Origin of the sequence: Halalkalibacter lacteus, assembly GCF_036663595.1 — a bacterium.
GTDB lineage: Bacteria > Bacillota > Bacilli > Bacillales > Bacillaceae_D > Halalkalibacter > Halalkalibacter lacteus.
Genome location: NZ_JAWRVL010000005.1, coordinates 104,837 through 130,636, shown reverse-complemented (window position 1 = coordinate 130,636; position 25,800 = coordinate 104,837). Strand labels below are relative to the sequence as shown.

General features: G+C 37.3%; 22 protein-coding genes and 2 pseudogenes. 12 read left to right on the top strand and 12 right to left on the bottom strand.

Annotation, left to right across the window (positions count from 1 at the left end):
- Positions 1-73: 73 nt before the first annotated feature.
- Positions 74-1,417: a GntT/GntP/DsdX family permease gene (locus SAZ04_RS05560; protein WP_332692306.1), complete on the top strand. Its 1,344-nt coding sequence runs from the start codon at positions 74-76 to the stop codon at positions 1,415-1,417.
- A gap of 437 nt (positions 1,418-1,854) precedes the next feature.
- On the opposite strand, the gene SAZ04_RS05555 is transcribed toward SAZ04_RS05560, so the two are convergent.
- Positions 1,855-2,394: a hypothetical protein gene (locus SAZ04_RS05555; protein ID WP_332692303.1), complete on the bottom strand. Its 540-nt coding sequence runs from the start codon at positions 2,392-2,394 to the stop codon at positions 1,855-1,857.
- Between the two features lie 637 nt (positions 2,395-3,031).
- Between SAZ04_RS05555 and SAZ04_RS05550 the strand changes: the two genes are divergently transcribed.
- Positions 3,032-3,388: a nucleotide excision repair endonuclease gene (locus tag SAZ04_RS05550; protein WP_332692300.1), complete on the top strand. Its 357-nt coding sequence runs from the start codon at positions 3,032-3,034 to the stop codon at positions 3,386-3,388.
- 130 nt (positions 3,389-3,518) lie between these two features.
- Here SAZ04_RS05550 and SAZ04_RS05545 read toward each other — a convergent pair whose 3' ends face one another.
- The 3 genes and pseudogenes from SAZ04_RS05545 to SAZ04_RS05535 all read right to left on the bottom strand — a co-directional run.
- Positions 3,519-4,937: an NAD(P)/FAD-dependent oxidoreductase gene (locus SAZ04_RS05545; protein ID WP_332692297.1), complete on the bottom strand. Its 1,419-nt coding sequence runs from the start codon at positions 4,935-4,937 to the stop codon at positions 3,519-3,521.
- A 555-nt stretch (positions 4,938-5,492) separates the two neighbouring features.
- A pseudogene (locus tag SAZ04_RS05540) lies at positions 5,493-5,714 on the bottom strand (iron chelate uptake ABC transporter family permease subunit); the annotation flags it as partial.
- Positions 5,703-5,857, bottom strand: a pseudogene (locus SAZ04_RS05535) (iron chelate uptake ABC transporter family permease subunit); the annotation flags it as partial. The pseudogenes SAZ04_RS05540 and SAZ04_RS05535, both read right to left, overlap by 12 nt.
- Positions 5,858-6,045: 188 nt before the next feature.
- Here SAZ04_RS05535 and rlmN point away from each other — a divergent pair.
- Positions 6,046-7,104 carry a dual-specificity RNA methyltransferase RlmN gene (rlmN, locus tag SAZ04_RS05530; RefSeq protein ID WP_332692293.1) on the top strand — a complete coding sequence of 353 codons (1,059 nt, stop codon included), beginning with the start codon at positions 6,046-6,048 and terminating at the stop codon, positions 7,102-7,104.
- A gap of 295 nt (positions 7,105-7,399) precedes the next feature.
- Here the strand turns inward: rlmN and SAZ04_RS05525 are convergent, their stop codons facing one another.
- Positions 7,400-8,914 (bottom strand): ATP-binding protein, encoded by a 1,515-nt coding sequence (locus SAZ04_RS05525; protein WP_332692290.1) that lies wholly within the window; start codon positions 8,912-8,914, stop codon positions 7,400-7,402.
- Between the two features lie 458 nt (positions 8,915-9,372).
- On the opposite strand from SAZ04_RS05525, the gene SAZ04_RS05520 reads away from it, so the two are divergent.
- The 3 genes from SAZ04_RS05520 (at position 9,373) to SAZ04_RS05510 (ending at position 12,013) form a co-directional block, all read left to right on the top strand.
- Positions 9,373-9,585: a hypothetical protein gene (locus tag SAZ04_RS05520; protein WP_332692287.1), complete on the top strand. Its 213-nt coding sequence runs from the start codon at positions 9,373-9,375 to the stop codon at positions 9,583-9,585.
- Positions 9,586-10,210: 625 nt separating this feature from the next.
- Entirely contained in the window at positions 10,211-11,380 is a 1,170-nt protein-coding gene (locus SAZ04_RS05515) for a ParM/StbA family protein (RefSeq protein ID WP_332692284.1), read from the top strand.
- A gap of 12 nt (positions 11,381-11,392) precedes the next feature.
- On the top strand, positions 11,393-12,013 hold the full coding sequence (locus tag SAZ04_RS05510; RefSeq protein WP_332692281.1) for a hypothetical protein: 621 nt from the start codon (positions 11,393-11,395) through the stop codon (positions 12,011-12,013).
- A 107-nt stretch (positions 12,014-12,120) separates the two neighbouring features.
- Here SAZ04_RS05510 and SAZ04_RS05505 read toward each other — a convergent pair whose 3' ends face one another.
- From SAZ04_RS05505 to SAZ04_RS05490, 4 genes are all read right to left on the bottom strand, one after another.
- Complete coding sequence (locus SAZ04_RS05505) at positions 12,121-13,173, bottom strand: sulfate/molybdate ABC transporter ATP-binding protein (RefSeq protein ID WP_332692278.1); 1,053 nt, start codon at positions 13,171-13,173, stop codon at positions 12,121-12,123.
- A 4-nt stretch (positions 13,174-13,177) separates the two neighbouring features.
- Entirely contained in the window at positions 13,178-13,855 is a 678-nt protein-coding gene (modB, locus tag SAZ04_RS05500) for a molybdate ABC transporter permease subunit (protein WP_332692275.1), read from the bottom strand.
- A complete protein-coding gene (gene modA / locus SAZ04_RS05495; protein WP_332692272.1) occupies positions 13,855-14,643 on the bottom strand; it encodes a molybdate ABC transporter substrate-binding protein in 789 nt (262 codons plus the stop codon). The genes modB and modA overlap by 1 nt, the downstream gene beginning before the upstream one ends.
- 296 nt (positions 14,644-14,939) lie before the next feature.
- A complete protein-coding gene (locus SAZ04_RS05490) occupies positions 14,940-15,209 on the bottom strand; it encodes a hypothetical protein (protein WP_332692269.1) in 270 nt (89 codons plus the stop codon).
- A 522-nt stretch (positions 15,210-15,731) separates the two neighbouring features.
- Here SAZ04_RS05490 and ppc point away from each other — a divergent pair.
- Positions 15,732-18,485, top strand: a complete 2,754-nt coding sequence (gene ppc, locus SAZ04_RS05485) for a phosphoenolpyruvate carboxylase (RefSeq protein WP_332692263.1) — start codon at positions 15,732-15,734, stop codon at positions 18,483-18,485.
- Between the two features lie 199 nt (positions 18,486-18,684).
- On the opposite strand, the gene SAZ04_RS05480 is transcribed toward ppc, so the two are convergent.
- Positions 18,685-19,233 carry a YpiB family protein gene (locus tag SAZ04_RS05480; protein WP_332692261.1) on the bottom strand — a complete coding sequence of 183 codons (549 nt, stop codon included), beginning with the start codon at positions 19,231-19,233 and terminating at the stop codon, positions 18,685-18,687.
- Between the two features lie 154 nt (positions 19,234-19,387).
- On the opposite strand from SAZ04_RS05480, the gene SAZ04_RS05475 reads away from it, so the two are divergent.
- Positions 19,388-19,819 (top strand): GNAT family N-acetyltransferase, encoded by a 432-nt coding sequence (locus tag SAZ04_RS05475; protein WP_332692258.1) that lies wholly within the window; start codon positions 19,388-19,390, stop codon positions 19,817-19,819.
- A 252-nt stretch (positions 19,820-20,071) separates the two neighbouring features.
- Here the strand turns inward: SAZ04_RS05475 and SAZ04_RS05470 are convergent, their stop codons facing one another.
- Positions 20,072-20,560: a hypothetical protein gene (locus SAZ04_RS05470; RefSeq protein WP_332692255.1), complete on the bottom strand. Its 489-nt coding sequence runs from the start codon at positions 20,558-20,560 to the stop codon at positions 20,072-20,074.
- A 460-nt stretch (positions 20,561-21,020) separates the two neighbouring features.
- Between SAZ04_RS05470 and SAZ04_RS05465 the strand changes: the two genes are divergently transcribed.
- The 3 genes from SAZ04_RS05465 (at position 21,021) to SAZ04_RS05455 (ending at position 23,721) form a co-directional block, all read left to right on the top strand.
- Positions 21,021-22,049: an agmatine deiminase family protein gene (locus SAZ04_RS05465; RefSeq protein ID WP_332692252.1), complete on the top strand. Its 1,029-nt coding sequence runs from the start codon at positions 21,021-21,023 to the stop codon at positions 22,047-22,049.
- Between the two features lie 20 nt (positions 22,050-22,069).
- Positions 22,070-22,945 (top strand): N-carbamoylputrescine amidase, encoded by an 876-nt coding sequence (gene aguB, locus SAZ04_RS05460; protein ID WP_332692249.1) that lies wholly within the window; start codon positions 22,070-22,072, stop codon positions 22,943-22,945.
- A gap of 179 nt (positions 22,946-23,124) precedes the next feature.
- Positions 23,125-23,721, top strand: coding sequence for a DNA-3-methyladenine glycosylase (locus SAZ04_RS05455; RefSeq protein WP_332692246.1), 597 nt, complete (start codon positions 23,125-23,127; stop codon positions 23,719-23,721).
- A 103-nt stretch (positions 23,722-23,824) separates the two neighbouring features.
- On the opposite strand, the gene SAZ04_RS05450 is transcribed toward SAZ04_RS05455, so the two are convergent.
- Positions 23,825-24,139, bottom strand: a complete 315-nt coding sequence (locus SAZ04_RS05450; protein WP_332692243.1) for a DUF3817 domain-containing protein — start codon at positions 24,137-24,139, stop codon at positions 23,825-23,827.
- 394 nt (positions 24,140-24,533) lie between these two features.
- On the opposite strand from SAZ04_RS05450, the gene SAZ04_RS05445 reads away from it, so the two are divergent.
- Positions 24,534-25,727 (top strand): class I SAM-dependent rRNA methyltransferase, encoded by a 1,194-nt coding sequence (locus SAZ04_RS05445; RefSeq protein WP_431308964.1) that lies wholly within the window; start codon positions 24,534-24,536, stop codon positions 25,725-25,727.
- Positions 25,728-25,800 lie beyond the last annotated feature (73 nt).

The following is a 25,800-nucleotide window of genomic DNA, read 5'->3' as shown; positions in this document are numbered from 1 at the left end:
TAAGTGGTAGGATGACAGTTGTGTTATTCCTGGGTTAAAAACCTTATTAAAAATAAAAAGGTAGTGAATATACGTGTCAAATGAAATGTTAATTCTCATTGCTTTAGCAGGATTTTTTTTCCTCTTGTTTTTAGTCATTAAAATAAAATTACATGCATTTGTTGCTTTATTATTAGTTAGTCTAATTGTTGGTATTTTAGCAGGCATGCCTTTAAACGATGTAGTGCACTCGATGCAAGAAGGAATGGCTGGAACACTTGGATACATAGCAGTTGTAATTGGTTTAGGAGCAATGTTTGGTCATATGATTGAAATTTCGGGTGGAGCTGAACGTATAGCTCAAACTATGATTAAAAAGTTTGGTGAAGGTAAAGCACAATGGGCACTTGGTTTTACAGGATTTTTTGTTGCCATTCCAGTATTCTTTGATGTTGGTTTTATCATTTTAATTCCTATTGTTTATGGATTGGCAAAGAAAACAGGTAAATCATTATTATACTATGGTTTGCCATTGTTAGCGGGTTTAGCTGCAACACATAGTTTTATTCCACCAACACCCGGTCCAATTGCTGCAGCTAATTTAATTGGGGCAGAATTAGGTTGGGTTGTTCTTTTTGGAATCATAGCTGGAATTCCTGCTATGATTATCGCAGGACCACTATTTGCTAAATTTATCTCAAAAAAAATACATGTAGATGTTCCAGAATTCATGAATTTAGAAGAAGTGGAATATGAAAAAGAATTACCGAGCTTTAATCTTGTGGCCACTCTAATTCTCATTCCTTTAGTATTAATTTTACTGAATACAATTTCAGGTTTATTAATGGAAGAGAGCAGTATAATACGCGAGATCTTAACCTTTCTTGGTCATCCATTTGTTGCTTTAATCATTGCAACGATACTAACGTTCATTCTTCTTGGTACTAAACGAGGATATTCTCGTCAAGAAATTCAAGATATTGCTTCTAGAGCGTTAGAACCGGCAGGTATGATTATTTTAATAACAGGTGCTAGTGGAGTTTTTAAGCAAGTATTAATTGATTCAGGCGTTGGAGATGTACTAGGGATAATGATGGCAGATTCAGCATTACCACCGATTTTCCTTGCTTTTATTACTGCTGCAGTAGTTCGAATTGCAATAGGTTCAGCAACAGTTGCGATGATAACAGCTGCAGGGTTAACAGCTCCTCTAGTGTCCGTTCTAGGTTTAGATGGCCCAGTACTAGGGTTATTAGTTATTGCTATTGCCTCAGGAGCAACTGTACTCTCGCATGTGAATGACTCTGGCTTTTGGTTAATAGGGCGTTTCCTTGGGTTAAGTGTAAAAGATACATTAAAAACTTGGACAGTTATGGAAACAATAATCGGCCTTGTCGGGTTTACTGTAGTTTTATTACTTGCAATGATTATTTACTAATTCCATTTTTTCATTGTACTAACGATAAAAGTGGTCTTTTCTTTTAAATATTTATATAAACCTTATGATCATATTCAACTTTGTGCATAGTGTTATGACGGTGAACTTTACGACAAGTAAGCATAAAGTCATTTTCAGTGGATACGTCAAGATAGTAGTTAAAACAATTCTTATTATAAATTAATAAAGTTTGGCAAAGTAAAATATACAAACCGTCATTATTAGAGTGACGGTTTGTATATTTTAATAGAGTATTAAGGTTATATTAGAATATAATTAATAAGAACTACTAGTAGGTAAGATCAATAAGTAAGGGAGTAATGATAGTTGAAGATTACTAGAATTTTATTATATGTTTTTGTACTACTAAATATTGTAGGGTTACTTTATTGGATTACTACAATGGTAATTGACATTTTTACTTAATAAAATATGAGTTAAGAATTACTAAGCAACTTTTCTTTGTTAGGTGACATAGAGACGGTTGTTTCTTTTTTATTTCGATTGATAGTGAATAGAGTTGCTAATTTAAAATGCTTATCTAGACTGAAATGATATAGATTTTTTCTGAAAATAATTAATGAAAATGCATTTGTATAAAGGACAAGGCTAATTAAATTCATATTTCCAGAAAGGATAAAGTTAATGTGCATAAAAAGACAAACAAGGATAGAGGGTATGGTGAATAAACCCACTACTAGAAATAGACCAAGTATAATTTGAACAATTGGTATAACATAGTTGAAAATTATTACATGTTCCAAAACTACATTCTCTATGAAAATTTTATAAAAGTTTGGGACATTAGAATTTTGTAATGCCCCCATCAGATACTCGCTCAAAAATAACCCTGGTTCTTTAAACCATGATCTTTCGGTAAGTTTAGTTACCCCTGCTAATAACCAACCTATTCCAAAAAGCACACGCATTAAAACAATTAGAGATGGAAGCACTCTTATATTTTTAGAAATTTTCATTTACTACTCCTCCTTAGTTCTATTGTTTCCTTAAGGTATATATTTTTCCTTAGGGAAACTTTTCAGGTAAAAAAATTTACTTGAACTTCGTTGTTTAGGTTAAAACTTTTATTTTGTTATTTACCTTAATGAATCATATGTCTTATCGGCTAAAAAGTTTCCTTTACATTAAAAAGTTTACCAAATGCAAAAAATAATGTAAATAACTATTTATATAAATCTGTAGGTACTAAGGTTTATGAGATTCATTCAATTAATAAAAATTATAAAAGCTACGTTTGACCTCACATTCAGTCGGGAATTAACAAATAAAATCATGCCGGTAACACACCTGAACCAGCAAGTGAAAAAGAGGGTGGATTTAAGCATTATCAAGAGAAAAAGAAGTAGGCATCCAGTCGGAGATTTTAAGTGATAAATTAGGAGTGGTAAAGAGCTCTGATGGCACAGAATTGGAAGTCAACCATACTTTCAAAACATGGTGCTTTTAGAAAAAATTTAGGATTGAGAGTGTGGTGAGGAAATCATTACCACAAGTGATTCATAAAGGATGGAGAGTACAAAAAGGTTAAAAATGGCTTTACATGGGCATTTGTGATAGTATTTACAGCAATATGAAAAGAGGAAGTGAGCTTAAATGATAAACATTACGATTCCAACACCGAATGTTTCCATTACGAAACAGGACGATCCAGAGCTAAGTAATATTTATGGATTTACTGATTTTCACCTGATTCCAAGAGATAAGGGTGGTATTTTCATGTTTTATAATAATAATGAGGAATTATTATTCGTCGGCAAAGCAAGAAAATTAAGACCAAGAATAAAAAAACATTTTGAGGATACGGTATCGGCGATCAAAATGCATAGAGATGAAGTTAGTAAAATTGACGTTTGTATTATTGAAGAACCTGTTAATAGAGAAATCTATGAAACGTATATTATTAATGAACTCAAGGCGAAGTACAATGTAGACAAAGTCTTTTTTAAGTAAAAGCCCTCTTAGTCAGAAGCAAAAGAGCAGTCAGGTAGGTCTGATCTAAGAAAGTTCAACTTCTTAGATCAGACCTTTTTAACGTATTTCTTGGAATTTAGATGTTTCTCTTCAATTAGTTGTTACCAATTTACACATTTACCGGCCATTCGCCAACAAACTCAACCTCATTATAAGCAAAGAAGTTAGTCAAAATCTTATCACGATCATCGAGGAAAAGCTGATCAGCAACGGCAGATACAAGCTTCGGTATGCCAAATCTCATACCGGAAAGGGCAGAGGCTGAAATCCCACAACTGATCAAAGCTGAATAGTTAAAAGCGAACAGACCATGCAAGCTCTTGCAGCCACTTTCATCACGACTTACAAAAGCAAAACCAGGGCTTAAGTAAGGGTGTGCATCGAGCACAGGATTGGCCACTTCAGTCGGAGCATCATAACGATCTCCCCAGCGGGCAATGTGGCTTTCGACAAGCTTTAGCTCTGGACGTAAAGCCGGATCGGTAAGAAGACCGGTACTGACGATCAAAAAATCAAAGCTGAATGTGCCTTGAGGTGTAGTCACGACTGCACCATTACCTCTAGCCTCAACATCAAGCCATGGCGCACCTAAGTGTAGGTGAAAACCACTCCACGAGGTCGCACGTTCAAATGTATCATTAGTAGGGGGCTGATTGTGCTTAAAAAAATGAGCGATAGCCGCATATTTGTCGGCATCTACTAAGGCATGGAAACGTTCGATCATGCCAGAACCTTCCATCTGACGAATTGGGTTGATACGCGGCATTTCCTTGCGACGAACAAAGACATGCGCCTCAGCGACACCTTCTGATAACGCGAAATTGGCATTATCAAAGGCGGAGGCACCACCGCCTAAAATAGCAATCTTTTTACCCTTGAGCATGCCGAAATCAATCGTTTCAGAGGTGTGAGCATAAAGATGAGCAGGTAATTTATCAGCAATCATTGGCGGGACATGCCATTCGCCGCCTCCCTGAATACCAGTCGCTAAGATGACCTTGCGCGCTAGTAATGTGTTAGATGGTGCTCCCGCTCCTTCGATATGCAGGCGGTGAATGCCTTCTTCTACAGGTTCAACCAAGCCAAGCTTCACCTCATTGATGACAGGTAGATTAAGTACGTTTCGATACCAGCGTAGGTAGTTCATCCAGTCGCCTCGTGGAATCTTATCGATCTCTTCCCAGCTCTCTGGTCCGAATTGTTCTTCCCACCATGAGCGGAAGGTTAGAGAAGGAACGCCAAGGTCGATCGAAGTCAAATGCTTTGGCGTTCGTAACGTTACCATACGAGCATAGGTTTCCCACGGTCCTTCTAATCCTTCACTGTTTTCATCAATGACGAGGATGTTGGATACCCGTTCGCGTAAAAGGCCAAATGCTGTGCCTAAGCCACTTTGACCACCTCCGACGATTACGACATCATAGACATGTCCTTCAGGATGGTTGAGTGGGCGTACCCAATCCCGGCCACCGTAGGCGAGATAAGAAAGATCGGTTTTCACTTGTTCGTTTAAAGTCTCTAAACTCATGATTATTCATTCCTTTCAACGTCGTCTATAAGACAGATTCCCAATCCTTGTTTCTTATATTTAAACTTTCCGTACGTACAGTTACACTTGTTCCCTTGCGCATATCGTAGCACTTTTATCAATTTTATTGCATGTTCACTTTGTCTAAAATCTATACTTTTATTTGTTTAATATAACTAGTGGATCTTCTTAAAAAGCTACTGAAAGGAAATAAGGAAACGAAAGCACATTACAATAAGTGAGATTTACGATGTTAGATAATTAGACAAGGAATGTCTAAGGTGAAAGAATAATGAGGCCCCTTAACGTAGTAGCCTGAATGGTTTATCTATTATTTAAAGAGTTTAGTAGTTTATATGATAGCAGAAGAAAAAGAATCATGTTGATTAGAAGGTAGAAAAGCTTACAGCAAAGAAATTCCTCATCACTTTGCTGTAGTTAGTAACGCTATACACAACATACGACCACGCTGTTAACCGAACTTTGATTTCCTGAAATAACTGAATCATCTTCAATAAGCCAAATGACCAACCTCGCTTCAAACGTACTGGGGGTCAGGAATTTTTTAAAATAGGGTGCATCGGTTATTTTGACCATAATCTCTGCTGGAATGCCCTCAGGTTCGATGATATTGCGTCCAATTGTATCAGCAAATAATAAGAGTCACCCACTAATTAAAATCGCTACAGGGATGAATAATTGATTTCTAGGGCCTACTTGATTTTTGGGAATTTATGGAGCCGTTAAGCTGATAAAGGCAAAGCCTCCTGCTTCAGAGTTAATTCCGATAATACAAGGATCAGCTAAATCATTATGTGTGATTCCTTGTAAACTCGGCCCAGAGTAAGCGAGTATATACCTGCTAACAACGTAATAATAATACGTGGCTAGCGCACAGAAAATAACACAAACTTCTCTTTCCCCATTCGAAGCGATTATTTTCATCCTCCACGCTTACTAAGATATGGATATTTTAACAGTATCGAACTTAAACACAAGCAAGACACACCAATTTCTCCAATTATTTAAGTAGTGAACGATTTGCTAGTTTGACTGACATTCAGTAGAATAGGGATGAGTTTTTACGTTTTGAAAAGAGGGTAATCTAATGAATAAACAATCTATATATGGGTTAACATTTGACCGTTTAGCGTCTTGGCTTTTGGAGCGTGGTCATAAAAAGGGCCGTGCACAACAAGTATGGGATTGGCTTTATAGAAGGCGTGTAACGGAATTTTCTGAGATGGTCGATGTAAACAAAGACTGTATCGACGTGTTAAAGGAACATTTCGCGATTCAAACATTGCGTGAGCATACGAAGCAAGAATCGGCAGATGGAACGATTAAGTTTTTGTTTACATTACGTGATGGCAATTTAATTGAAACAGTCTTAATGAGGCATAAATATGGCTTAAGTGTCTGTGTTACGACACAAGTTGGCTGTAACATTGGCTGTAGTTTTTGTGCGAGCGGCTTGCTAAAAAAAGATCGTGACTTATCAAGTGGTGAAATTGTTGAACAGATTATGAAAGTTCAATTTCATTTTGATCAAGTAGGCAAGGGCGATCGGGTGAGTCATATTGTTGTGATGGGAATTGGAGAGCCGTTTGATAATTTTGATAACATGGTCGATTTCTTAGAAATTGTAAAAGATCAAAAAGGTCTTGAGATTGGTCCAAGACATATTACCGTATCAACGAGTGGTCTAGCTGATAAAATTTATGAGTTTGCCGATATGAAATTACAAGTAAATTTAGCGATCTCTCTGCATGCTCCGAACAACGAATTACGGACACGAATTATGAAAATAAATCGCGCTATTCCACTAGAAAAATTAATGCCAGCAATTGACTATTATGTGGAAAAATCGAATCGACGGATTACGCTTGAGTACATCTTACTAAAAGACGTGAATGACCAAAAGGAACATGCACTTGAGTTAGCTGATTTGATTGGCGACAGACGCTCTTATGTGAACTTAATTCCTTACAATCCTGTTGATGAACATAGCCAATACCAAAGAAGTGAAGAGGAAACTGTGTTGGCATTTTATGATAGATTGAAGAAAAAGGGGATCAATTGTGGGATCCGTATTGAACACGGAACGGATATTGATGCTGCTTGTGGTCAGTTACGAAGCAAGCAAATGAAAGAAGGTCAAAGCTAATAATAAACGTATTGATCTTAGTTAATTCTGTTTAAAAAAATCCATAGCCTCTTAGCAATGAGCACCGCCGTTGCTTTGTTTTAAAGCCTGCTATCAGTGAGTTGCTCAATCCGCAGGCACGCAACATGCGGAGCCATTGCGCTTCCTCGAAGTTCTTTTTAAGGTCGGTTTTTACCTTTTTCAGTGCCTTCTTTTCAATGGTACGAGCAATGATCATATGCTTATAGTAAATCAACAAAGCCAAGTGCTTCAAAACAATCGGACAGTTAGTAGCCGCTTATAAGCAGCTACGTCCTTATTCACTTGCTGTCAGGGGCAATTGAATAGTAATTTCTGTCCCTTTATTTAGCACACTTTGAATGGTAATGTCTCCTCCTGCGCCTTTAATAATTCGTTTGCAAACAGGTAATCCTAGTCCAGTTCCATCCTCTTTTGACGTAAAAAAAGGCGTAAATACTTGCTTTAATACGTCTTGAGTCATGCCTGCTCCGTTATCCTTCACTTTAATGCAACATATATAGCCATGTTTCTCTAATAAAAGTGTTATTTGGCCCCCATTATCCATTGACTCAAGTGAGTTTTTTACTAAATTTAAAATGACTTGTTTGATATGATCTTTTACACACAAAATCGGTAATGTGTCTGCTGTTGAGTGAAAGAATAATTCAACATTTTTGTAATTGGTTTCTGATTCAATGATGGGCAAAATTTCTGCAATGATATCGTTTGCGTTATAGATGTTTATGGCCTGGGCTGTAGGTTTTCCTAACAATAGTAATTCGCTAACGATCGAATTAATCCGATTTACTTCATCTAAAATAACAGTAAAATATAGCTGTTCTTGTTCATCTTTATGCTTTTCACGTAATAGTTGAACTAAGCCCTTAATACCAGTTAATGGGTTTCTGATCTCATGAGCGGTACTTGCTGCTAAATTTTCAACCAATTTCATTTTTTGAATTTCATTCTGTTCTTTTTCCTTTTTTACATGACGCTGCAAAAGGTAATATTGGATTAGCAAAAACGCAATATGACTCACAATAAGACAAATAGGTAGGTATAAAAGGAAGATATTCTTGAATCGACTGCTTTCCGCTGGTGTTACATGAGCTGTAACTGTCCAAGGAAGTCGTTCAACAGTAATGCTAGAGGTGATGGTGTTTGGTTCCGCCAAGTTTGGTCTTGTTTTAATAAGAGTTGCTCCTTGTGAGTCAGTGATTGTTATATTCTCATTTGTTAAGCTCTGCTCAATTTTAATTTGTAGATGATCTAATCGTAAGCTAGCGATAAGCAATCCTTCTATATCGTCATTATAAACTGCTGGAGTTGCAATCGTAATGATGTTTCGTCCCGTAACTCTTCCTTTGTGAGCCTCTGAAATGCTTGTCATTCCTGTCCGGAGAGCCTCTTGGAAATACTCCCTATCAAAAATATTAACGGGGGAGGGGAGATCGTTTGTTCCTATTATCAAGTCCCCTTCAGGATTAGCCCAATAAAAACCAGAAAATCGTATATCCTTTTCCTGTGTCGATAGTAATATATGTTCAAATTGATTGAGTTCTTTGCGCTGAATGTGAATAAACGTCGCAAGCATTTCGAGACGTCCAATCGTTTCCCCAATAAAATTGTCAATTTGGTTTGCATGGAAAGTAGCATACCACTGGGCTTCATTTGTATATACTTGCTTTAGTTCTCGCGTTTGTTGAACAGTCAACAAATAGCTAATAACTATGGCTGGAAGAATAGTAATAAGAACATAGATAAGAAGATTTTGTTTGGAGAAAAATGACTTTAGTGATGGAAGGCTCATGATGAGTACTCCTTTGTATGTTGTAATGTATTAGTAGAATAAGCCTTGTTTAATTATATCATTGAAGGGTAGCTGTTTATACAAAAATTGATAAGTAGTTTTCAAGTGTCTTTGATTGTAATGAGCATGTATAACAGAGTTATAGGATGAGCATAAGTGTAAGAGATGGGGGAGAGGAGAGCGGAAAAGTATAATTCCAAAAATGTATACATTTTTGGATACAAGTATACAGATGGTACACTTAGTGTATGCATTATTGTGTTCATGTATGCAAATCGGTATACATGCCGGTATGACAATGTGTGTACGACTTCGTATTCATGTAAACTTATTTGTGTACTTGTGTTCTTGATTGTATACAATTAAGAACGTTGACAAATCCACTACCCTGTTTTACTAAAACAAGTAAAAGCTGAAATTTTAAAAAAGTTAGTTCAAATGCAAGGTGTGATTTTTATATGAGTAACTCTAGTATGGAAGTCATTAAAGAGTTGTTCCTACTGAATTGGGTAACGGTTATGTTTTTATCTTTTCAATTATTCGATTATGATTTGCAAGTGATCGAATCGTTAGCTAGCAATAAGCAAACCTTCTCCGTCGTCATTATAAAATGCTGGAGTGACAATTGTGATAATCGTACGCCGAGTAATCCTTCCTATATGAGGTTCTAATATACTTGTCATTCCAGTTTGGAGATCCTCTTAAAATACTCTCTATCAGAAAATATTGACGGGAGAAGAGAGAATGTTTGTTGTTATTATCAAATCCTCATCAGGTTTAGTTCAATAAAAACAAGAAAATGCGAACATCTTTTTTCTGTGTCTTAAGTAAGGTATCATTTGCAAACTAATTTAGTTCTTTCGTTTGCTGTTCGGTCAGCCAATAACTAGTGATTAGGGCTGGTAGAAGGGTAATAAGTAAATAGATTAGAAGCTTTCATTTGGAGAACAACGATTTTAGTCTCCTTTGTTTGTTGTAATTCAATAAAAGCATAAGTTGTTGTTTGATTAGAATGAATGTATTAGATAGAGGAGAAAAGAGAGAAGAGTATTATTTATAATGTATACATTTCTGTAAACAAGTATGCAACAACGTATGCATGTGTGCAATAACGTATACATGATACATATCAACGTGTTTACGATTTTGTATACAAGTAAACGTCTTTGTGTTCTTATATTCTTTTTGTGTACAACTTTAGGATCATTGACGAATCTACTGACCTATTATACTATTCAAGTAGTGGTAAAATTTAGTTGAAAAACCAATAATCCAAGTGAAAGGTATGATGATTATATGAGTAGATCTAGAATTGCAGCTATTGATGTAGGCAATGATTCTGTTAAAGCGTTATTTGGGAAAGCTGACTTTGAACTAAACATTCCAAATGTCATTGCAAGAGATAGAGAAGATAGACCGGTTATTGGGATAGAGGAATTAAATGATAAAGATCCTTTAGACGGAATTCATATTCGCGTTCACTCCCCTGCCCTAAAAGAAAACAATGCGATTTACCGTGTTGGTAACTTAGCGACAAAGAGTGACAATGCTGCTGAATTAGATCCTGGGAGTAGCAAATCTGAAGAAGATCAAACATTGGTCATGTTATTTGCTTCTTTAGCGTTAGATGCAGTGAGCGAAGAAAATGCACAGTTGTTTAAAAAGACGAATAATGTGATTGATGCCAATTACACACTTGGGACAGGCCTACCTCTTCGTGAAGTAAAAGAAGGCAAAGATGTAGGATACCGCTCACGTTTAGTGAGTTCGGTTCATCAAGTTGAATTTTTAGTGACACCTAAATACCAAGGGTTAAAGGTAAATATTAAGTTTGATCAAATGAAAGTATATCCAGAAGGTTTTGCTGCCTATATTAACTTAGTGATGGATAAAAATTTGAATATCATTAATCGAGATTTAGTAGATAAGAGAATCTTGATCCAAGACATCGGTGGATTATCTACGGATATTGCAGTAATCAAAAATCGTAATGTTGATGATGATAAGGCGCAGGGCTTCAATCTTGGAGTATCTGAATCGTTAGAAGCGATCCGTGAAGAAATCAGAACGAAGCACGGTGTTGAATTAGACAGTCGTAGAGATGTCGTTGAAATAATTACGAAGAAGCACGACCGAAACCATATTATGGTTAAAGGTAGTCGGACAAGCGTCCATGATATAACAGATCGAATTCTTTTAGAATTAGCGAAGAAACAATATCGTCATTTACGCAATGTATGGCAAAAAAATTCGCAAACAGAGATTTGTTATTTTGTCGGGGGCGGGGCAATGGTCTTAAAAGATTATCTCAAAACGCTTAATAATAGTTTGGATGGCTATAATATTGGCTTCTTTGAAGATGAGAAAGAAAGCATTTGGATGATGGCAAATGCTTATTATAAATTAATTGCTGCTTTTGATCGAAAGAATAACAAAGAAACAGACAAAAAAGCAGTAAAAAATTAATAGGGTGATCTTATGACAAAAAAGGGGATGACTGGAATTCAGAGGGGGCAGGCGATTACATTCCGTCTCCCCTCTAATACACCTGATCATATCATCAAGCAATTGCAAAAGTTAAAAGAAACAGAAAGAAGAAATTTTTCAAGTAAAATTGCTGAATTTACGTTAGAAGGAGTGAGTAACTCCCTTTCAAAAGAGAAAGAAACGGTTACGATTCCACTTCCTAGACCATTAAACAAGGAGCAACGTAGCTGGCTGAGGCATTCTCATTCTGAAGCTTTGCTCGGAAATGTTGTCTACCAATTGTTAGCGGATCCAGTGCGAGCGACTTCTATTTTAGCATCGCTCACTAGCAATGCAATTGATATTGATGAAGCCCTCTATCTTCAAGAAAGTGAAATGGTTCAGTCCATCCATTCAGACCGGTTCTCTCCTTTACTTGAGCAAGAGTCAAATCAATTTGAAGAAGAGCCAATCGGCAATGAACGAGAGGATCTTGAAGATGATTTGCTTGATTTTGACTTTGATAAGGCAAGACAAGAGTTAGCTTCTACTGATGAGAGTCAGGAAGAAGAAGCGGAGGAAGAAGATCCAGAAGATTTACTAGGAGATTTTCTAGATGCAATGAATAAGTAAGTCGGTTATGTTGAACGTGAGCAATGCTTGGAATTGCTTTGGGAATAAAGAAAGACGAACTATTAAAACCGTGTCATGCGTAGGTCCAATCTATGTCTAACACGGTTTTATTTATTTAGGAAAAACAACTGCTCTGGAGGAAGATAAACGCTAAGATTCTCACTCTTGATAAGATCGATTTGACTACTAGGAATTGTAGCTTTAATAAAAATAGCATTAACTTGAACTGTTATACTCGTTTGGTGAATGCCTGTTACAATATCAACGATTTTGAAATCAAATGAATTTTCCACTTGGACTGTTTTTTCTATAAATTGAATAGTACCAGCATGAATACCTATATAGCTAGGTTGCTTTTTTAATGGTTTCTCTAGAACGTTAAGTTGGATTCCTTTAATGATACAGGTCGTTTCATCTTCGGTTATGTTTAATGAGTCAATGGGATAGAGGTTTTTACAGCCAATGATTGTAGCAGCTGTAACGTTTACTGGCTTATTAAAGACTTCTTTCTTTTCTCCTGCTTGGACAATTCTTCCTTTATCATAGATAAGGACATGATCACATAGTCGGTAAGCTTCTTCCATATCATGTGTAACGAGTAATACGACGCCTGAATAGTGCTGTTTTATAATCGTTAACAGTTCCTGCTCAAGGAGATGCTTTACGTGATGGTCGAGAGCAGAAAAAGGTTCATCAAGCAATAATAATGCTGGTTCTGTTATTAATGTCCGCGCAAGTGCAACGCGCTGTTGCTGACCGCCAGAAAGCTGATTAGGGTAATGGTTTTCGTAGCCGATTAGTTGAACTTTCTTAAGCATGCGGGCTACTTTTTCCTTCTTTTCAGATTTCTTTCCATATTTAAGTCCATAGGCAATATTTTGATGAACCGTTAAATGGGGAAACAAAGCGTAATGTTGAAACACATAGCCGACATTGCGGTCTTTCGTTTTCACATTAATCCGCTTATTCGCATGGAAGAATGGTTGTTGATCCAAAACAATTTCACCAAGATCTGGCGTTTTGAGACCAGCAATACACTGCAACGTAACACTCTTCCCGCAGCCAGAAGGACCAATAATGCCAGTAATTCCATTTGCGATGCTAAAATCAGTATCTAAATTAAAGTGGTTGAACGTTTTTGTAATCGAAACTTTCAGCATTTCGTTACTTCCTTTCTCTAGAACCTTTTTTCTCTAAACGGTTGAGAATATAAAGGACTCCAATTGAAACAGTTGTCATGATTACTACAAGGATATTTGCTAAGTCGCGGTTACCGGCGAGTAACGCATCATAAATAGCAATTGGCATCGTCATCGTTTCATTTGGAATGCTTCCCGCCACCATTAAGGTCGTCCCGAAATCGCCAAGAGCTCTTGCGAAGGCTAAGGTAATTCCGGCTGCAACCCCTCTCCAAGCAAGCGGTAAAATAATTGAAAAGAAAATATTCATTTCAGAGCGCCCTAATACTCTTGCTGCTTTTAAGAAGGTCGGATCAACGTTTGCAAACGCAGATCGTGCTGATTTGATTAAAAAGGGAATGGAAACAACTAATGCTGCGATAATAGCCCCTGTTGGTGTAAACACAATCGTCAAGTTAAATGTATCTTCTAAAAATCTCCCTAGCGTACTTTGTCTTCCGAGTAAGACGAGCAAATAATATCCAAGGACAGTAGGGGGTAAAACAATTGGAAGTGTTAATAATGTATCAAAAAAATCAGCAAGCTTGCCATTGGATTTATTCAAATAATAGGCAATCGGTATGCCGATCAAAATGGCTAATAGAGTTGCTGTTGCAGCAACTCTTAGTGATAAAAAAAGCGGAAATAAATTGATATCAGCCATTATTCATGCTCCTTAGGAACAATGAACCCATAGCTCTCCATAATTGGCTTACCAATCGGTCCGGTAAGAAAATTGATAAAGTCTCTTGAAAGCTCTTCTTGACTTGTTCTCTTCACAACAGCAATCGATTGTTCAAGTGGTTCATGTAACTCGTCTTTGATAATGTTAAATCCAACATCACCTTCCTCATAAAGCGATAAAGCAATGATACCGGCTTCTACATTCCCTGTTTTAATATAGGATAACGTATCAGAAATATTACGACCAAAAACGAGCTTTTCTTTTACTTCATCCCATACACCAGCCGATTGGAGTGCTTGTTTTGCTGCTAGGCCGTAGGGGGCGTGATCTGGATTGGCAATGGCAATTTTCTTAATGTCCGGGTTCAGCAGATCGTCCATCGTTTCCACAGTGTACGAACTGCTTGGGAGAGCCGCGATTCCAATTCTGCCAAACGCATAGGTAGTTTGTGAATCAGCAAAAACGAATTTCTTTTCACGTAAGTTGTCGACAAATGAACGATTCGCCGCAGCAAACACATCAAAAGGGGCGCCGTTCTCGATTTGATCAGCTAGTTGTCCGGTAGAACCAAATGAAAACGTAATGCGAGCTCCTGACTCTTCTTCAAATAAAGGACCTATTTCCGTAAATGCTACTGTTAAATCAGAGGCGGCTGCAACTAACAGCTCATTTTCACTCTCGGCTTGACCATTGTTGCCACACGCACTTAACGAAAGAAGAATCAACGTGCTCATGAGAAAGAAAAGGTAGAACTGAATGGATTTCATAATAATGCGCTCCCTTGATCTTATGTATAGATTCCATTATATCGACATTAAGTGTAGGGAACAACGAATAATGTCGAAGGAGCATGCGGAGAATTCGATTTTCTGTAGGAGCATTTCTGTCATGCTGATGGGATAAATTTGAAGTGTTACTGACCGAAAACAAACCGTGAATACGTGATCTGACTATCTAAAAAGGGTCAGACCCCGACTAGACAGTGAAATATACGGGTATTGATCTATATGAAATCCCATATATTGTGCGACTAGGGGGGCAGACCTTTGGAGTCAGTGGCTAATTATTCGTAAGTACGGTTTGAAATTTCTGTGAAAGCTTGTTTATTCTGTTTGAATTGCTCGCGTACTAACTCAATAGCTGCTTGGTTGTCACTTTCAGAGGCATTCATTAACGCATGTTCAGCGGTTTCGACTGAGTTTCTTGCTTGTTCAATCGTTTGTTTGCTTGGATGCGATTGAGCTTGATGGATGGCATTTTGAGCATGCTCAACCGCTTGCTGTGCTTGAAATATTTGATTTTGTGTTTGTAGACTTGTGATGTTATTTTTCAAAGTGCATCCCTCCTGTTACTAATGTGCTATACAGAGGCGGTTAATATGCATGATCAAGTCCTGTGTTCGTCGAATAGAAAAGTGTCAGTTTCAAGAAATGAAGCATAAATGTAAAGTGTTTTGCAGTTTTTCTTACATAATTAAGTTGCGTTTGTTTATACAAATGTCAAGAGAAACAATGTGAATATCTAGACAAAAGTCACTTCAATTCACTCGAAACAAAGAGTAATTCGTAAAAAGGATCAAAAGGCTAATTATTAAAAAAGAAAAATCTTTTTAGCAATATAAAGATTGTGATCGTTTTGTAAAGGATATGCTAAGAAATAGATAAGCAAAAAAGCCTCCAGAATACGAAATAGTCAGAAATGTTGGTTCTTTTATTAGAATTCTGTTAGAATAGTTAGAAATGCACTTACAGATATTCAGGGACGCTAGGTGACCTACAGGGACGAATTCGGTCCCTGCGGACGAGATTTTTATGAAAGCAGCGGTGCATGTAGTTTTAAATAGGGGGGATATAAAATGATCAATGTAGTAGATAATAGTACTCTTTTACGAAATGATGTGAAAAAGCTTGGAAACATTTTAGGAGAGATACTTGTTCATCATGGTGGTATCTCACTATTTAACAAAGTTGAGACAATAAGAGAGATGACCAAGAAGTTAAGGAAAGATTATAATGAGGACGAGTACAAGAAGTTAAAAGAAGAGATTAGCACGTTAAAGCCTCCTGTACGGCAACAGGTTATTCGCGCATTTTCTATTTACTTCCATCTTGTTAATATTGCTGAACAAAACCATCGTATTCGTCGTAGACGTCAGTATCAAATGCAGGACGATGGAGTTGTACAACCTGTATCACTTGAAAGTGCAGTTATTTCGATTAAAGAAAACAACTTTTCGGATGAAGTCATTCAAAAAGTATTAAATGACTTGTCCATTGAATTAATCATTACCGCCCATCCAACCGAAGCAACGAAACGGACGGTACTGGAAATCCAAAAACGCATTTCTACGATTCTTCAACAATTTGACAACCCTTTGTTGACAAAAAAAGAAAGAAGAACGTTAGAAGAAAGTTTATTTAATGAAGTAACTGCACTTTGGCAAACAGATGAACTACGTCAACGCAAGCCAACGGTCTTAGATGAAGTGAAAAATGGTCTTTATTATTTTAATGAAACGTTATTTGAAACATTACCTGATATTCATCAAGAGTTAGAAGCACAACTAGACGACTATTTCCCTGATCATAACTGGAAAGTGCCTAACTTCTTACACTTCGGTTCATGGATTGGTGGAGATCGTGATGGAAATCCGAATGTTACTCCTGAAATCACATGGGAAACACTCAAATTGCAACGCCAAGTTGCTCTGAAAAAATATGAGGAATCAGTTGTAGACTTAATGAAACGCTTCAGTCAAACAACGACTCGAGTTGCTTTAAGTGAACAACTAATTGCATCAGTTGAACAAGATGAAAACCTTTATATGGATAAAGGCGAAGCGTGGCCAATTGAAGCGGAGATCTATCGCAGGAAATTTGCGGTAATCTTAAAGCGTCTCCGTCATGTTGGTGAGTTTGAAGTCGGGTATAACAGTTCTGAGGAATTACTAAATGATTTGATTCTTATTAGAGAAAGCGCTGAGAAACATCAGCCATCGAATCGCCAGTTAAAAACGATTCGCAAGTTAGTTCGTCAAGTCGAGTTGTTTGGTTTTCACCTTGCGACTCTTGATATTCGAAATCATAGCGGTGAGCATGAAACCGCTGTTACCGAAATCTTAAAAGTTGTAGGGGTTACAGAAGATTATGCTTCTCTTCCCGAAGAAGAAAAGGTTTCTGTACTTCGTAATGTATTGAGTGAACCGAGACCTCTTATGTTACTAGAGGATGATTATTCGAAAGAAACGCAAGAGATCTTTAAAGTATTTAAGATGATCAAACAAGCACATAAGGAATTTGGAAACCGTTCGATTGAAGTGTATCTTGTCAGTATGACGCAATCAGCAAGTGACTTACTTGAAGTGCTCGTGTTGGCTAAAGAAGCGGGGATTTATCGTCTTCATGCTGATGGGAAAGTTGAAAGTGGATTACATATTGCTCCACTTCTTGAAACGATTGATGATTTAGTGGCGGGTCCAAAGATTATGAAGACTTTATTTGAAATGGACGTTTATCGTAACCACATTAATGAACGTGGAAACCATCAAGAAATTATGCTAGGTTACTCGGATGGCAGTAAAGACGGTGGAACGTTAACAGCAAACTGGAAATTATTTAAAGCACAACAAGAAATTCATGATATGGCAAGAGAGTTTAAGATTCGTCTGAAGTTCTTCCATGGCCGTGGTGGTTCACTGGGACGTGGAGGCGGTCCATTAAATCGTAGCATTTTATCACAGCCTGCCGAAACATTAGGAGACGGTGTGAAAATAACGGAGCAAGGCGAAGTGTTATCTTCTCGCTACCTTCTTGAGGACATTGCTTATCGGAATCTGGAACAGGCGGCATCGGCTTTACTTGAAGCATGTGCTAAATCAACCCAAAATCCAGTACAAGGTCATTCTAGGGAAAAATCATGGGAAGAGACGATGGAAGAAATCTCAAAGCATTCATTAAAGAAATATCAATCGCTTGTATTTGGCGATAAAGATTTCTTAACGTACTTTAATCAAGCAACGCCTCTTAAGGAATTAGGAGCATTAAATATTGGATCTCGTCCTATGAGTCGTAAAGGTAGTCAACGTTTCGAAGATCTACGAGCGATTCCATGGGTATTTGCTTGGACGCAATCAAGACAAATGATCCCTGCTTGGTATGCTGCTGGTACTGGCTTACAATCGTTTGCCGCTCAAGGCGAAGACAATCTTACTATCTTACAAGATATGTATCGTGAGTGGCCATTTTTCCAAGCAACCATTAACAACTTACAAATGGCTTTATTGAAAGCAGATTTAGCTACAGCAAAAGAGTATATTCACTTAGTTGAGGATAAGACGATCGGTGAACGAATTTTCCAAGATATATCGGATGAGTACAAACGTACTGAAGAAATTCTTTTGCGTATTACAGACAATCAAAAGCTGCTTGATAATACTCCAAATATTCAAGAGTCGGTTCAAAGACGTAATCCATATGTTGATCCACTCAATTTCTTGCAAGTTGATCTCATTCAAAAAATGCGTGAATCAGATGAGCAATCTGAAGAGTTGTTAACAGAAGTATTGCTAACGATTAGCGGAGTTGCTGCAGGGTTAGTGAATACAGGTTGATGTATACTATAAATAAATCCACTACGATTTGGTCGTAGTGGATTTATTTTTCGTGTGTAACCAAAGATTGAATGAGTGGAACCTGCGCCTTAGAGGTTGGTTTCTATTAGATAGTGACATAAGGAGTGTACACTCTGCAATTGTTCCATGTGAAACTTTGTTGGACTATTCTGTCAAAAAAAGACGTGAAGGATACGTATCATTGCAGGTCCTTTAATTCTTGTAATCTCTCTACTAGCTTATTAAAAAGTTGTTTGTCATTTTGATCAAGCGCTTCATCTATTTGCTGTCTAACTTTGTTTATTTCTTGATCAACAAGAGCCTTTTCAATGATGAGCTTTGTTTCTTTTTCGTATTCTTTAAATTGTTTATATCGTACAAAATAATTCGTGTCTGATTCGACTAGCTGTAGGTAACGGTGATTGGATTGTTTTCCATAAAAGTGGAGCTTTAAATTTAGTTTGTCAGAAGGGTTACTCATAAGGTCACCAAGAGCTTTAGATACGTCTTCCGTTGTACGTTTCTGATTGTAATAAACGAATCCTGGTTTATCAGACTGCATACTTGATATGAGAATGGTTCGTTCATTTTTTGGAACAGTCTCAGTAATGGAAAGGTTCTCCAAAATATGATGGTTGTTAATTATATACTCAAGTAGCATTCTCGCATCTTTATGTTTAAGTTGATACTGTTGTAAAAACCATTTTAAGAAACTACTTTTTTCGCTTGTTGAAACCCAGTTTTTCATTCACACCACCCTAATTCATCTGCTTTATTCAAGCATAACATGATATATATATATTTCAATTGGAACGTTCGTAGCTTGCGAGTGTCTACTAACAAGTCATGCTGTTTTTGAATATAGTAACGATAATACAAGGTAACAATGAGGGGGAGAGCAAATGATCATCCGAAGAGCGACAAATCAAGAGCGACAGTATATTCAAAGCTATGCACCGGTTGTACAGCAGGAAGCGACGGTAGGGTATATGAATGGCAACAATATAATGATCAATGAAGAAGTTCATTTCTTTTATAATACAGAGTACTTCTCTTTAGAAAATCATGGCGTATTATGTGGGTGGATTCTAGTAGGGGAAACGAAAACGCCGGTTGAACCTGAACCAATCGGAATGATTTTAGAGTTATATGTATTACCGCAACATCGTAAAAAAGGTTTTGGTCTTATGTTGATGGATTATGCACTGGGATTTTTAAGAAAAAGAAAGTTTAAGAAAGTACAGTTGAATGTTTTTGCAGGAAACAAAGCGAAACTCCTTTATGAGAACTTAGGGTTTAAAGAGGTGTCGACGTTAATGGAAAGACCGTTATAATCTCTTTCTTACTTTTTCTGTGGTGAAGCCCTGCCTAATAATATAGATATACACATGTTAACATTCCTACGTCCGTCTGCGTTCTGTTCCACGTCAACAAACAAAAAGAACGCCTTTCAATCAGGCGTTCCGTTCACATATTCTACTATTTATTACATTGTAAAATGACGTGTTTTTGATTGGAACTAGTAAAGAAACTTTTCCTTCTCCTTAGCTTAGTAATTGGTGGAGGTGCATTCTTCAAATAAGTCTTCATTTACTTTGAGATCGTTGGATAATATGATTTCGGTCAAAAACCCCTAGTGATGATTCAGAAGCAGCATGAATAAGCTCCTCATCCCTATTATATCCGGAAAGATTTTGTTTCCCTAATGGCTTATATTTTATATGAACTTCTTCTAAAAACTCAGGTGACTCTTCTGCTAAAGTTGACAGTTTCATACCGGATAACCAAGTCTCGAGTTTATAAGTTCCTCTTTCAATGATTTGACACAGATCTTCAAGGGACTCGATCAACCCAGTTAGACAATCTAAACCGTTCTCTAACATCATAAGACCTTTTTCTTTTGCTTTTTGAATGGAGTGTTCCAACCTGTACGAATTTTCCTGATATTGAAATTGAATAAAACAACTGATGCGATCATAATTGTAATTGTAATCTTCAATTTTTAAACGCTTCATAACCCTTATAAGCCTTTTTTCACAAATATCTGGCTCTTTACGTGGCATCCATTTAAACATACCTTTCACCATCCTTCTATATTTTCCTAGTTTTGTAATACCGTTCTCCTTATACCATTGATTTCTACAAAATGAGCCAATTCCCTGTTACAATCGGTTTACATTTGTCGACTTTTTTCACAAAATAAACGGGGAAGGACTTTATAGAACAACATATTACTGTTCCCCATTAAGATATAGAGAATTTTGAAGGGGAATTAGAAGATATTTGTCTAAATTTGTAGCATATTGTTGATAATTTTTTAGGGCTTTAAGCTAATCAAAAAAGACAAACGATGTCATTCAGGTTTGTCAACACCCTCTTATAGGTTGTCTCTGACGTAACAATTGTAGCTGTAGTTTAAAAGCAACTAAAACATCGAGAAGTTAGCGAGAAGATAGGGTTTGAGAACCGATGTTTTTTGGTATATGATGAATAATACATTCTTAAAAAATAACTGAAAAAAGAGAGATGGAAGCTATGTACCCAAAAGATTTAGGTTTTAAAATGCCAGCTGAATGGACAACCCATCAGCGCACTTTTATTTCTTGGCCTGTTCATGATTCGATGGTATACCCGAATGATTATGAGAAAGTCTTTGATGGTTATGTCGAGCTTGTTCGCGCAATCGCTGAATTTGAGCCTGTCACGATCATTACTAATCCAAATGATATAGATAAACTAACCGAACTATTTGCGGATAAGCAAGTGGAATTTCTAGAAATCGAGCACAATGATGCATGGCTACGCGACAATGGCCCAACTTTCCTGCGAGATGATGAGGGGAATATTGCTGCGATCAATTGGGTTTTTAATGCATGGGGCCAAAAGTATAGCCCGTGGGACTTGGATGATCAACTAGCTCCAAAAATCCTCAAGCATTTTGATATTAAACGGTTTGATGCACAAATAGTGATGGAGGGTGGTTCCTTTCATGTTGATGGCGAAGGTACGTTGATTACAACCGAAGAGTGCCTACTTAACCCGAACCGGAATCCAGATTTAACAAAAGAGTTAATTGAACAATATTTAAAAGATTATTTACATGTTGAGAAAATCATATGGTTGAAAAATGGTTTGAGCGGGGATGAGACGGATGGTCACGTTGATAATGTCGCTTGTTTTGCTGCCCCAGGAAAGGTCATTATGCAAGTGTGTAACGATCCAAGTGACGACAACTATGAAATCACTCAAGAAAACATGGAGATTTTACGTAACGCAATAGATGCAAAAGGTCGACAGCTTGAAGTGATTGAGATCGAACAACCACCCGAAGCTTACTTTGAAGAAAGTCGTTTGACGCTAAGCTACCTCAACTTTTACTTTGTAAATGGCGGAATTATTTTACCGGTATTTGGCGGTGCAGCTGCAAAAACGGATCAAAAAGCGATCGATGTACTACAACAAACGTTCCCAGATCGAGCGATTAGTACAATAGATGGAATGGCAATTATTAAAGAGGGCGGTAATGTCCACTGCACAACGCAGCAAATGATTGCGTCTAACTAAGCGGAAAAGAGGTGAGTACCATGAGAAAGGTAAAAGTAGCAGCAACGCAGATGAGCTGTTCGAATAACATTGAAGAAAATATTAGCAAAGCGGACAAGCTAGTACGCGAAGCAGCCAGTCAAGGAGCGCAAATTATTCAAATTCAAGAGCTTTTTGAAACACCTTACTTTTGTCAAAAAGAAAAATCTGATTACTATGCGTATGCAACTGAAGTACAGACAAATAAAGCGATTCAGCACTTTAAAAAGATTGCGAAAGAGCTTGAAGTTGTTTTGCCGATTAGTTTCTATGAAAAGAAAAACAATGCTAGGTATAACTCTCTTGCTGTGATTGACGCAGATGGAGAAGTACTTGGCGTTTATCGTAAAAGTCATATTCCAGATGGACCTGGCTATGAAGAAAAGTTCTACTTTAATCCTGGAGACACAGGATTTAAAGTATGGGATACACGTTATGGAAAAATGGGAATAGGCGTTTGTTGGGATCAATGGTATCCAGAGGCGGCTAGGTGTATGACGTTAATGGGTGCGGAAATCCTCTTTTATCCAACCGCAATCGGTTCAGAGCCACATGATGACACAATTGATTCGAAGGACCATTGGCAAACGGTTATGTTAGGACATGCAGCAGCGAATTTAGTACCGGTTGTTGCTTCTAACAGAGTCGGAGTCGAAGAAGATGGTGACTTTAAGATTACATTCTACGGATCATCCTTTATCGCAGGACCTCAAGGAAGTAAGGTAGTAGAGGCAGGCCGTACAGAAGAAACGGTTCTTGTTGCAGAGTTTGACCTTGATGCATTAGAGATCCAACGCATCGAGTGGGGAATCTTTCGAGATAGAAGACCAGATCTATATAAAATTATCACATCCTATGACGGCGAAACGCTCCTCTAATGATAAGGAGTTATCGTATCGTAAAGGCTACCACTAAGGGCATACCCCTTGTGGTAGCCTTTACCTATGGGTGTATATGTTTCTTTATCCTTCATTTCTTTTGGGACGTCTCAAAAGGTCTTTGAGCCTATTTGAGGTGTTGATATAATGGTTATAGGTTAACAAAGAAGGGGATGATCATGTTGTTTCGACCGTTACCGCTTCATTTTTATCGCCAGCAATCAACGTTAGAACTTGCTCGTACCTTACTTGGGAAGCTTCTTGTAAAAGAAACAGAAAAGGGAGTAACCTCAGGTTGGATCGTTGAAACAGAGGCTTACATAGGACCAGAAGATCGTGCGGCTCATAGTTTTGGAAACCGGAGAACGAAGCGTACAGAAGTGATGTTTGGCCCACCTGGCTATATTTATACTTATGTCATGCATACCCACTGTTTAGTTAACATCGTTAGTGGAAAAAAAGGGCAGCCAGAGGCGGTTTTGATTCGCGCAGTAGAACCGTGTACTGGAATCGACTTAATGTATGAACGTCGTGGAAAAGAAAAAAAGGAACAGGAGTTAACAAACGGCCCTGGCAAGCTTACAAAAGCCCTCGATATAACAAAAAACGATTATGGACTTCCTTGTTATACACTACCCTTATATATTGCAGAAGGGAAAACAATAGAAGAAATAGAAAAAGGCGTGAGAATTGGCATTGATAATAGTGGAGAGGCAAGGGATTATCCTTGGCGCTTTTGGGTGAAAGGGAATCGATTTGTTTCTAAAAAGAGATAAAGCTATTTTATAAAAAATATAGCTAGAGAAATCTAATGTTTTCTCCAGCTATATTTTCATTATCCATACTCGATAAACTTGATGGCTATGGGGTCTGACCCAATTACATACTTTTTATGTTCGGTTCTTGTTTGACCAGTTTTGCATCAAAGATAAATGGACCGAACGGAATGACAGATGCAATCGCTGCGATGAGCGCTTTTGTAAATGACCATTTTTCAACAAACATAACATAGGCCAAAACAGCAAAATATAGCATAAATAAAATCCCGTGAATCCAACCAGTAACGGTAACCATCATGGGCATATTAAACATATACTTTAACGGCATGGCAATACCAAGAAGAAGGATAAAGGAAAGACCCTCTATATAACTCACAGTACGAAACAGTTTAAGTGCTTGACTCAATAAAATCATCTCCCATAAAAATGGACTTGCTTTTATCTTAAATCTTCCTTTTTATGATAGCAAGTAACTATAGATGTTAGTTTTGACAACTTATGGACAATTCACATTCATGTCACAAAAAGAATCACTGCTTGTTTTGATTCTTGATCTCGTCTAAAAGACTAATGATTAGGTAATTTTGTTCGATTATTTTCTTGTTTTGCTCTCGTAATTTGGCGAAATCCCATATGAAAACTAGTAAGATAATTATCATAAAAATAAAAATCATATGATCCCCCTCAAGTTTCTTTAACTTAAACGATAACATAGTTAAATACTCTATCGGTAGCTCGATTATAAGTCTCGTCCCTTACGTGATATAATCGAAGCAATCAAACTAAGGGTAGATTGGGTGGTTGTCGTTGTGAATGAACAGACAGTAATCATTAAAAGAAGATTCTCTGATAAATTGAAGAAGGGGTATCCTTTAGTGGAACAAGGAGCTTTAAGTGAAAAGGCAAAGTTCGGGCATGAAGGGTCAATTCTTCGCTTTGTTGATGAATCTGGAGTTTTTATTGGAAAAGGCTATTATGGAAAACAAAATAAGGGAATTGGATGGATGTTGACTCAACGTGAGAACGAGTCGATTAATACGAATTTTTTCAGCGGGAAAATTCAAGCTGCTTTGGATGAAAGAGCTTCTTTGTTTTCAGATAAGCATACGACGGCGTTCCGTGTTTTGAATGGAGAAGGAGATGGAATTGGTGGTTTAACGATTGATTATTATGATGGCTATTATGTGTGTACATGGTATAGCGAAGGGATCTACAGTTTCCGTGACCACGTGTACAAAGCGTTGGAAAGTATCATGTCTTATAAGGGCGTGTATGAAAAGAAACGTTTTGCTAGCAAGGGGCAGTATGTGGAAGATGATGATTTTGTGATGGGAGAACGTGGAGATTTTCCGCTACTAGTCAAAGAAAATGGAATCACGTTTGCTGTCTATTTGAATGATGGTCCAATGGTTGGGGTATTCCTTGATCAACGTGACGTTCGCAACCGAATTCGCGATGAGTATGCCAAAGGAAAAGAGGTTCTTAATACTTTCTCTTATACAGGGGCCTTTTCTGTAGCAGCGGCACTTGGGGGAGCGACTAAAACAACAAGTGTTGATTTAGCTAAGAGGAGCCATGCGAAAACTATTGAGCAATTTAGTGTGAATGGAATTGATTATGAAGCACAAGACATCGTTGTTATGGATGTATTTAACTATTTCAAGTATGCAAAGAAAAAAGAAAAGACTTTTGATCTCGTTATTTTAGATCCTCCTAGTTTTGCACGGTCGAAAAAGCATACATTTAGTGCAGCTAAAGATTACACAAGTTTGTTACAAGATGCAATTTCGATTACAGAGAAAAACGGGGTTATAATTGCCTCAACAAACTGTAGTACCTTTACAATGGAGAAGTTTCAAACGTTTATTAAAGATGCATTTAAAAAAGAAAAGTTATCTTATCAGATTCTTGAAGAGTACCGACTACCGGATGACTTCCGAACAAATAAGTCGTTTCGTGAAGGGAATTACTTAAAAGTTGTGTTTATAAAAAGAGTAGGTTGACTATTCGGCAGTGTGTTGAAATAATTCACTGCTGAAAAAAACAATGAGCTTATTAAGAGGCTCATTGCTCCAC

Bases quoted from the DNA above. Each gene is read 5' to 3' on its own strand.
- SAZ04_RS05455 (WP_332692246.1), top strand. From the start codon at position 23,125: ATGTTGTTTCGACCGTTACCGCTTCATTTTTATCGCCAGCAATCAACG.
- SAZ04_RS05450 (WP_332692243.1), bottom strand. From the start codon at position 24,139: ATGATTTTATTGAGTCAAGCACTTAAACTGTTTCGTACTGTGAGTTAT.
- SAZ04_RS05520 (WP_332692287.1), top strand. From the start codon at position 9,373: ATGAGTAACTCTAGTATGGAAGTCATTAAAGAGTTGTTCCTACTGAAT.
- modA (WP_332692272.1), bottom strand. From the start codon at position 14,643: ATGAAATCCATTCAGTTCTACCTTTTCTTTCTCATGAGCACGTTGATT.
- aguB (WP_332692249.1), top strand. From the start codon at position 22,070: ATGAGAAAGGTAAAAGTAGCAGCAACGCAGATGAGCTGTTCGAATAAC.
- SAZ04_RS05510 (WP_332692281.1), top strand. From the start codon at position 11,393: ATGACAAAAAAGGGGATGACTGGAATTCAGAGGGGGCAGGCGATTACA.
- ppc (WP_332692263.1), top strand. From the start codon at position 15,732: ATGATCAATGTAGTAGATAATAGTACTCTTTTACGAAATGATGTGAAA.
- SAZ04_RS05525 (WP_332692290.1), bottom strand. From the start codon at position 8,914: ATGAGCCTTCCATCACTAAAGTCATTTTTCTCCAAACAAAATCTTCTT.
- rlmN (WP_332692293.1), top strand. From the start codon at position 6,046: ATGAATAAACAATCTATATATGGGTTAACATTTGACCGTTTAGCGTCT.
- SAZ04_RS05475 (WP_332692258.1), top strand. From the start codon at position 19,388: ATGATCATCCGAAGAGCGACAAATCAAGAGCGACAGTATATTCAAAGC.
- SAZ04_RS05550 (WP_332692300.1), top strand. From the start codon at position 3,032: ATGATAAACATTACGATTCCAACACCGAATGTTTCCATTACGAAACAG.
- SAZ04_RS05480 (WP_332692261.1), bottom strand. From the start codon at position 19,233: ATGAAAAACTGGGTTTCAACAAGCGAAAAAAGTAGTTTCTTAAAATGG.
- SAZ04_RS05515 (WP_332692284.1), top strand. From the start codon at position 10,211: ATGAGTAGATCTAGAATTGCAGCTATTGATGTAGGCAATGATTCTGTT.
- modB (WP_332692275.1), bottom strand. From the start codon at position 13,855: ATGGCTGATATCAATTTATTTCCGCTTTTTTTATCACTAAGAGTTGCT.
- SAZ04_RS05555 (WP_332692303.1), bottom strand. From the start codon at position 2,394: ATGAAAATTTCTAAAAATATAAGAGTGCTTCCATCTCTAATTGTTTTA.
- SAZ04_RS05545 (WP_332692297.1), bottom strand. From the start codon at position 4,937: ATGAGTTTAGAGACTTTAAACGAACAAGTGAAAACCGATCTTTCTTAT.
- SAZ04_RS05470 (WP_332692255.1), bottom strand. From the start codon at position 20,560: ATGTTTAAATGGATGCCACGTAAAGAGCCAGATATTTGTGAAAAAAGG.
- SAZ04_RS05465 (WP_332692252.1), top strand. From the start codon at position 21,021: ATGTACCCAAAAGATTTAGGTTTTAAAATGCCAGCTGAATGGACAACC.
- SAZ04_RS05505 (WP_332692278.1), bottom strand. From the start codon at position 13,173: ATGCTGAAAGTTTCGATTACAAAAACGTTCAACCACTTTAATTTAGAT.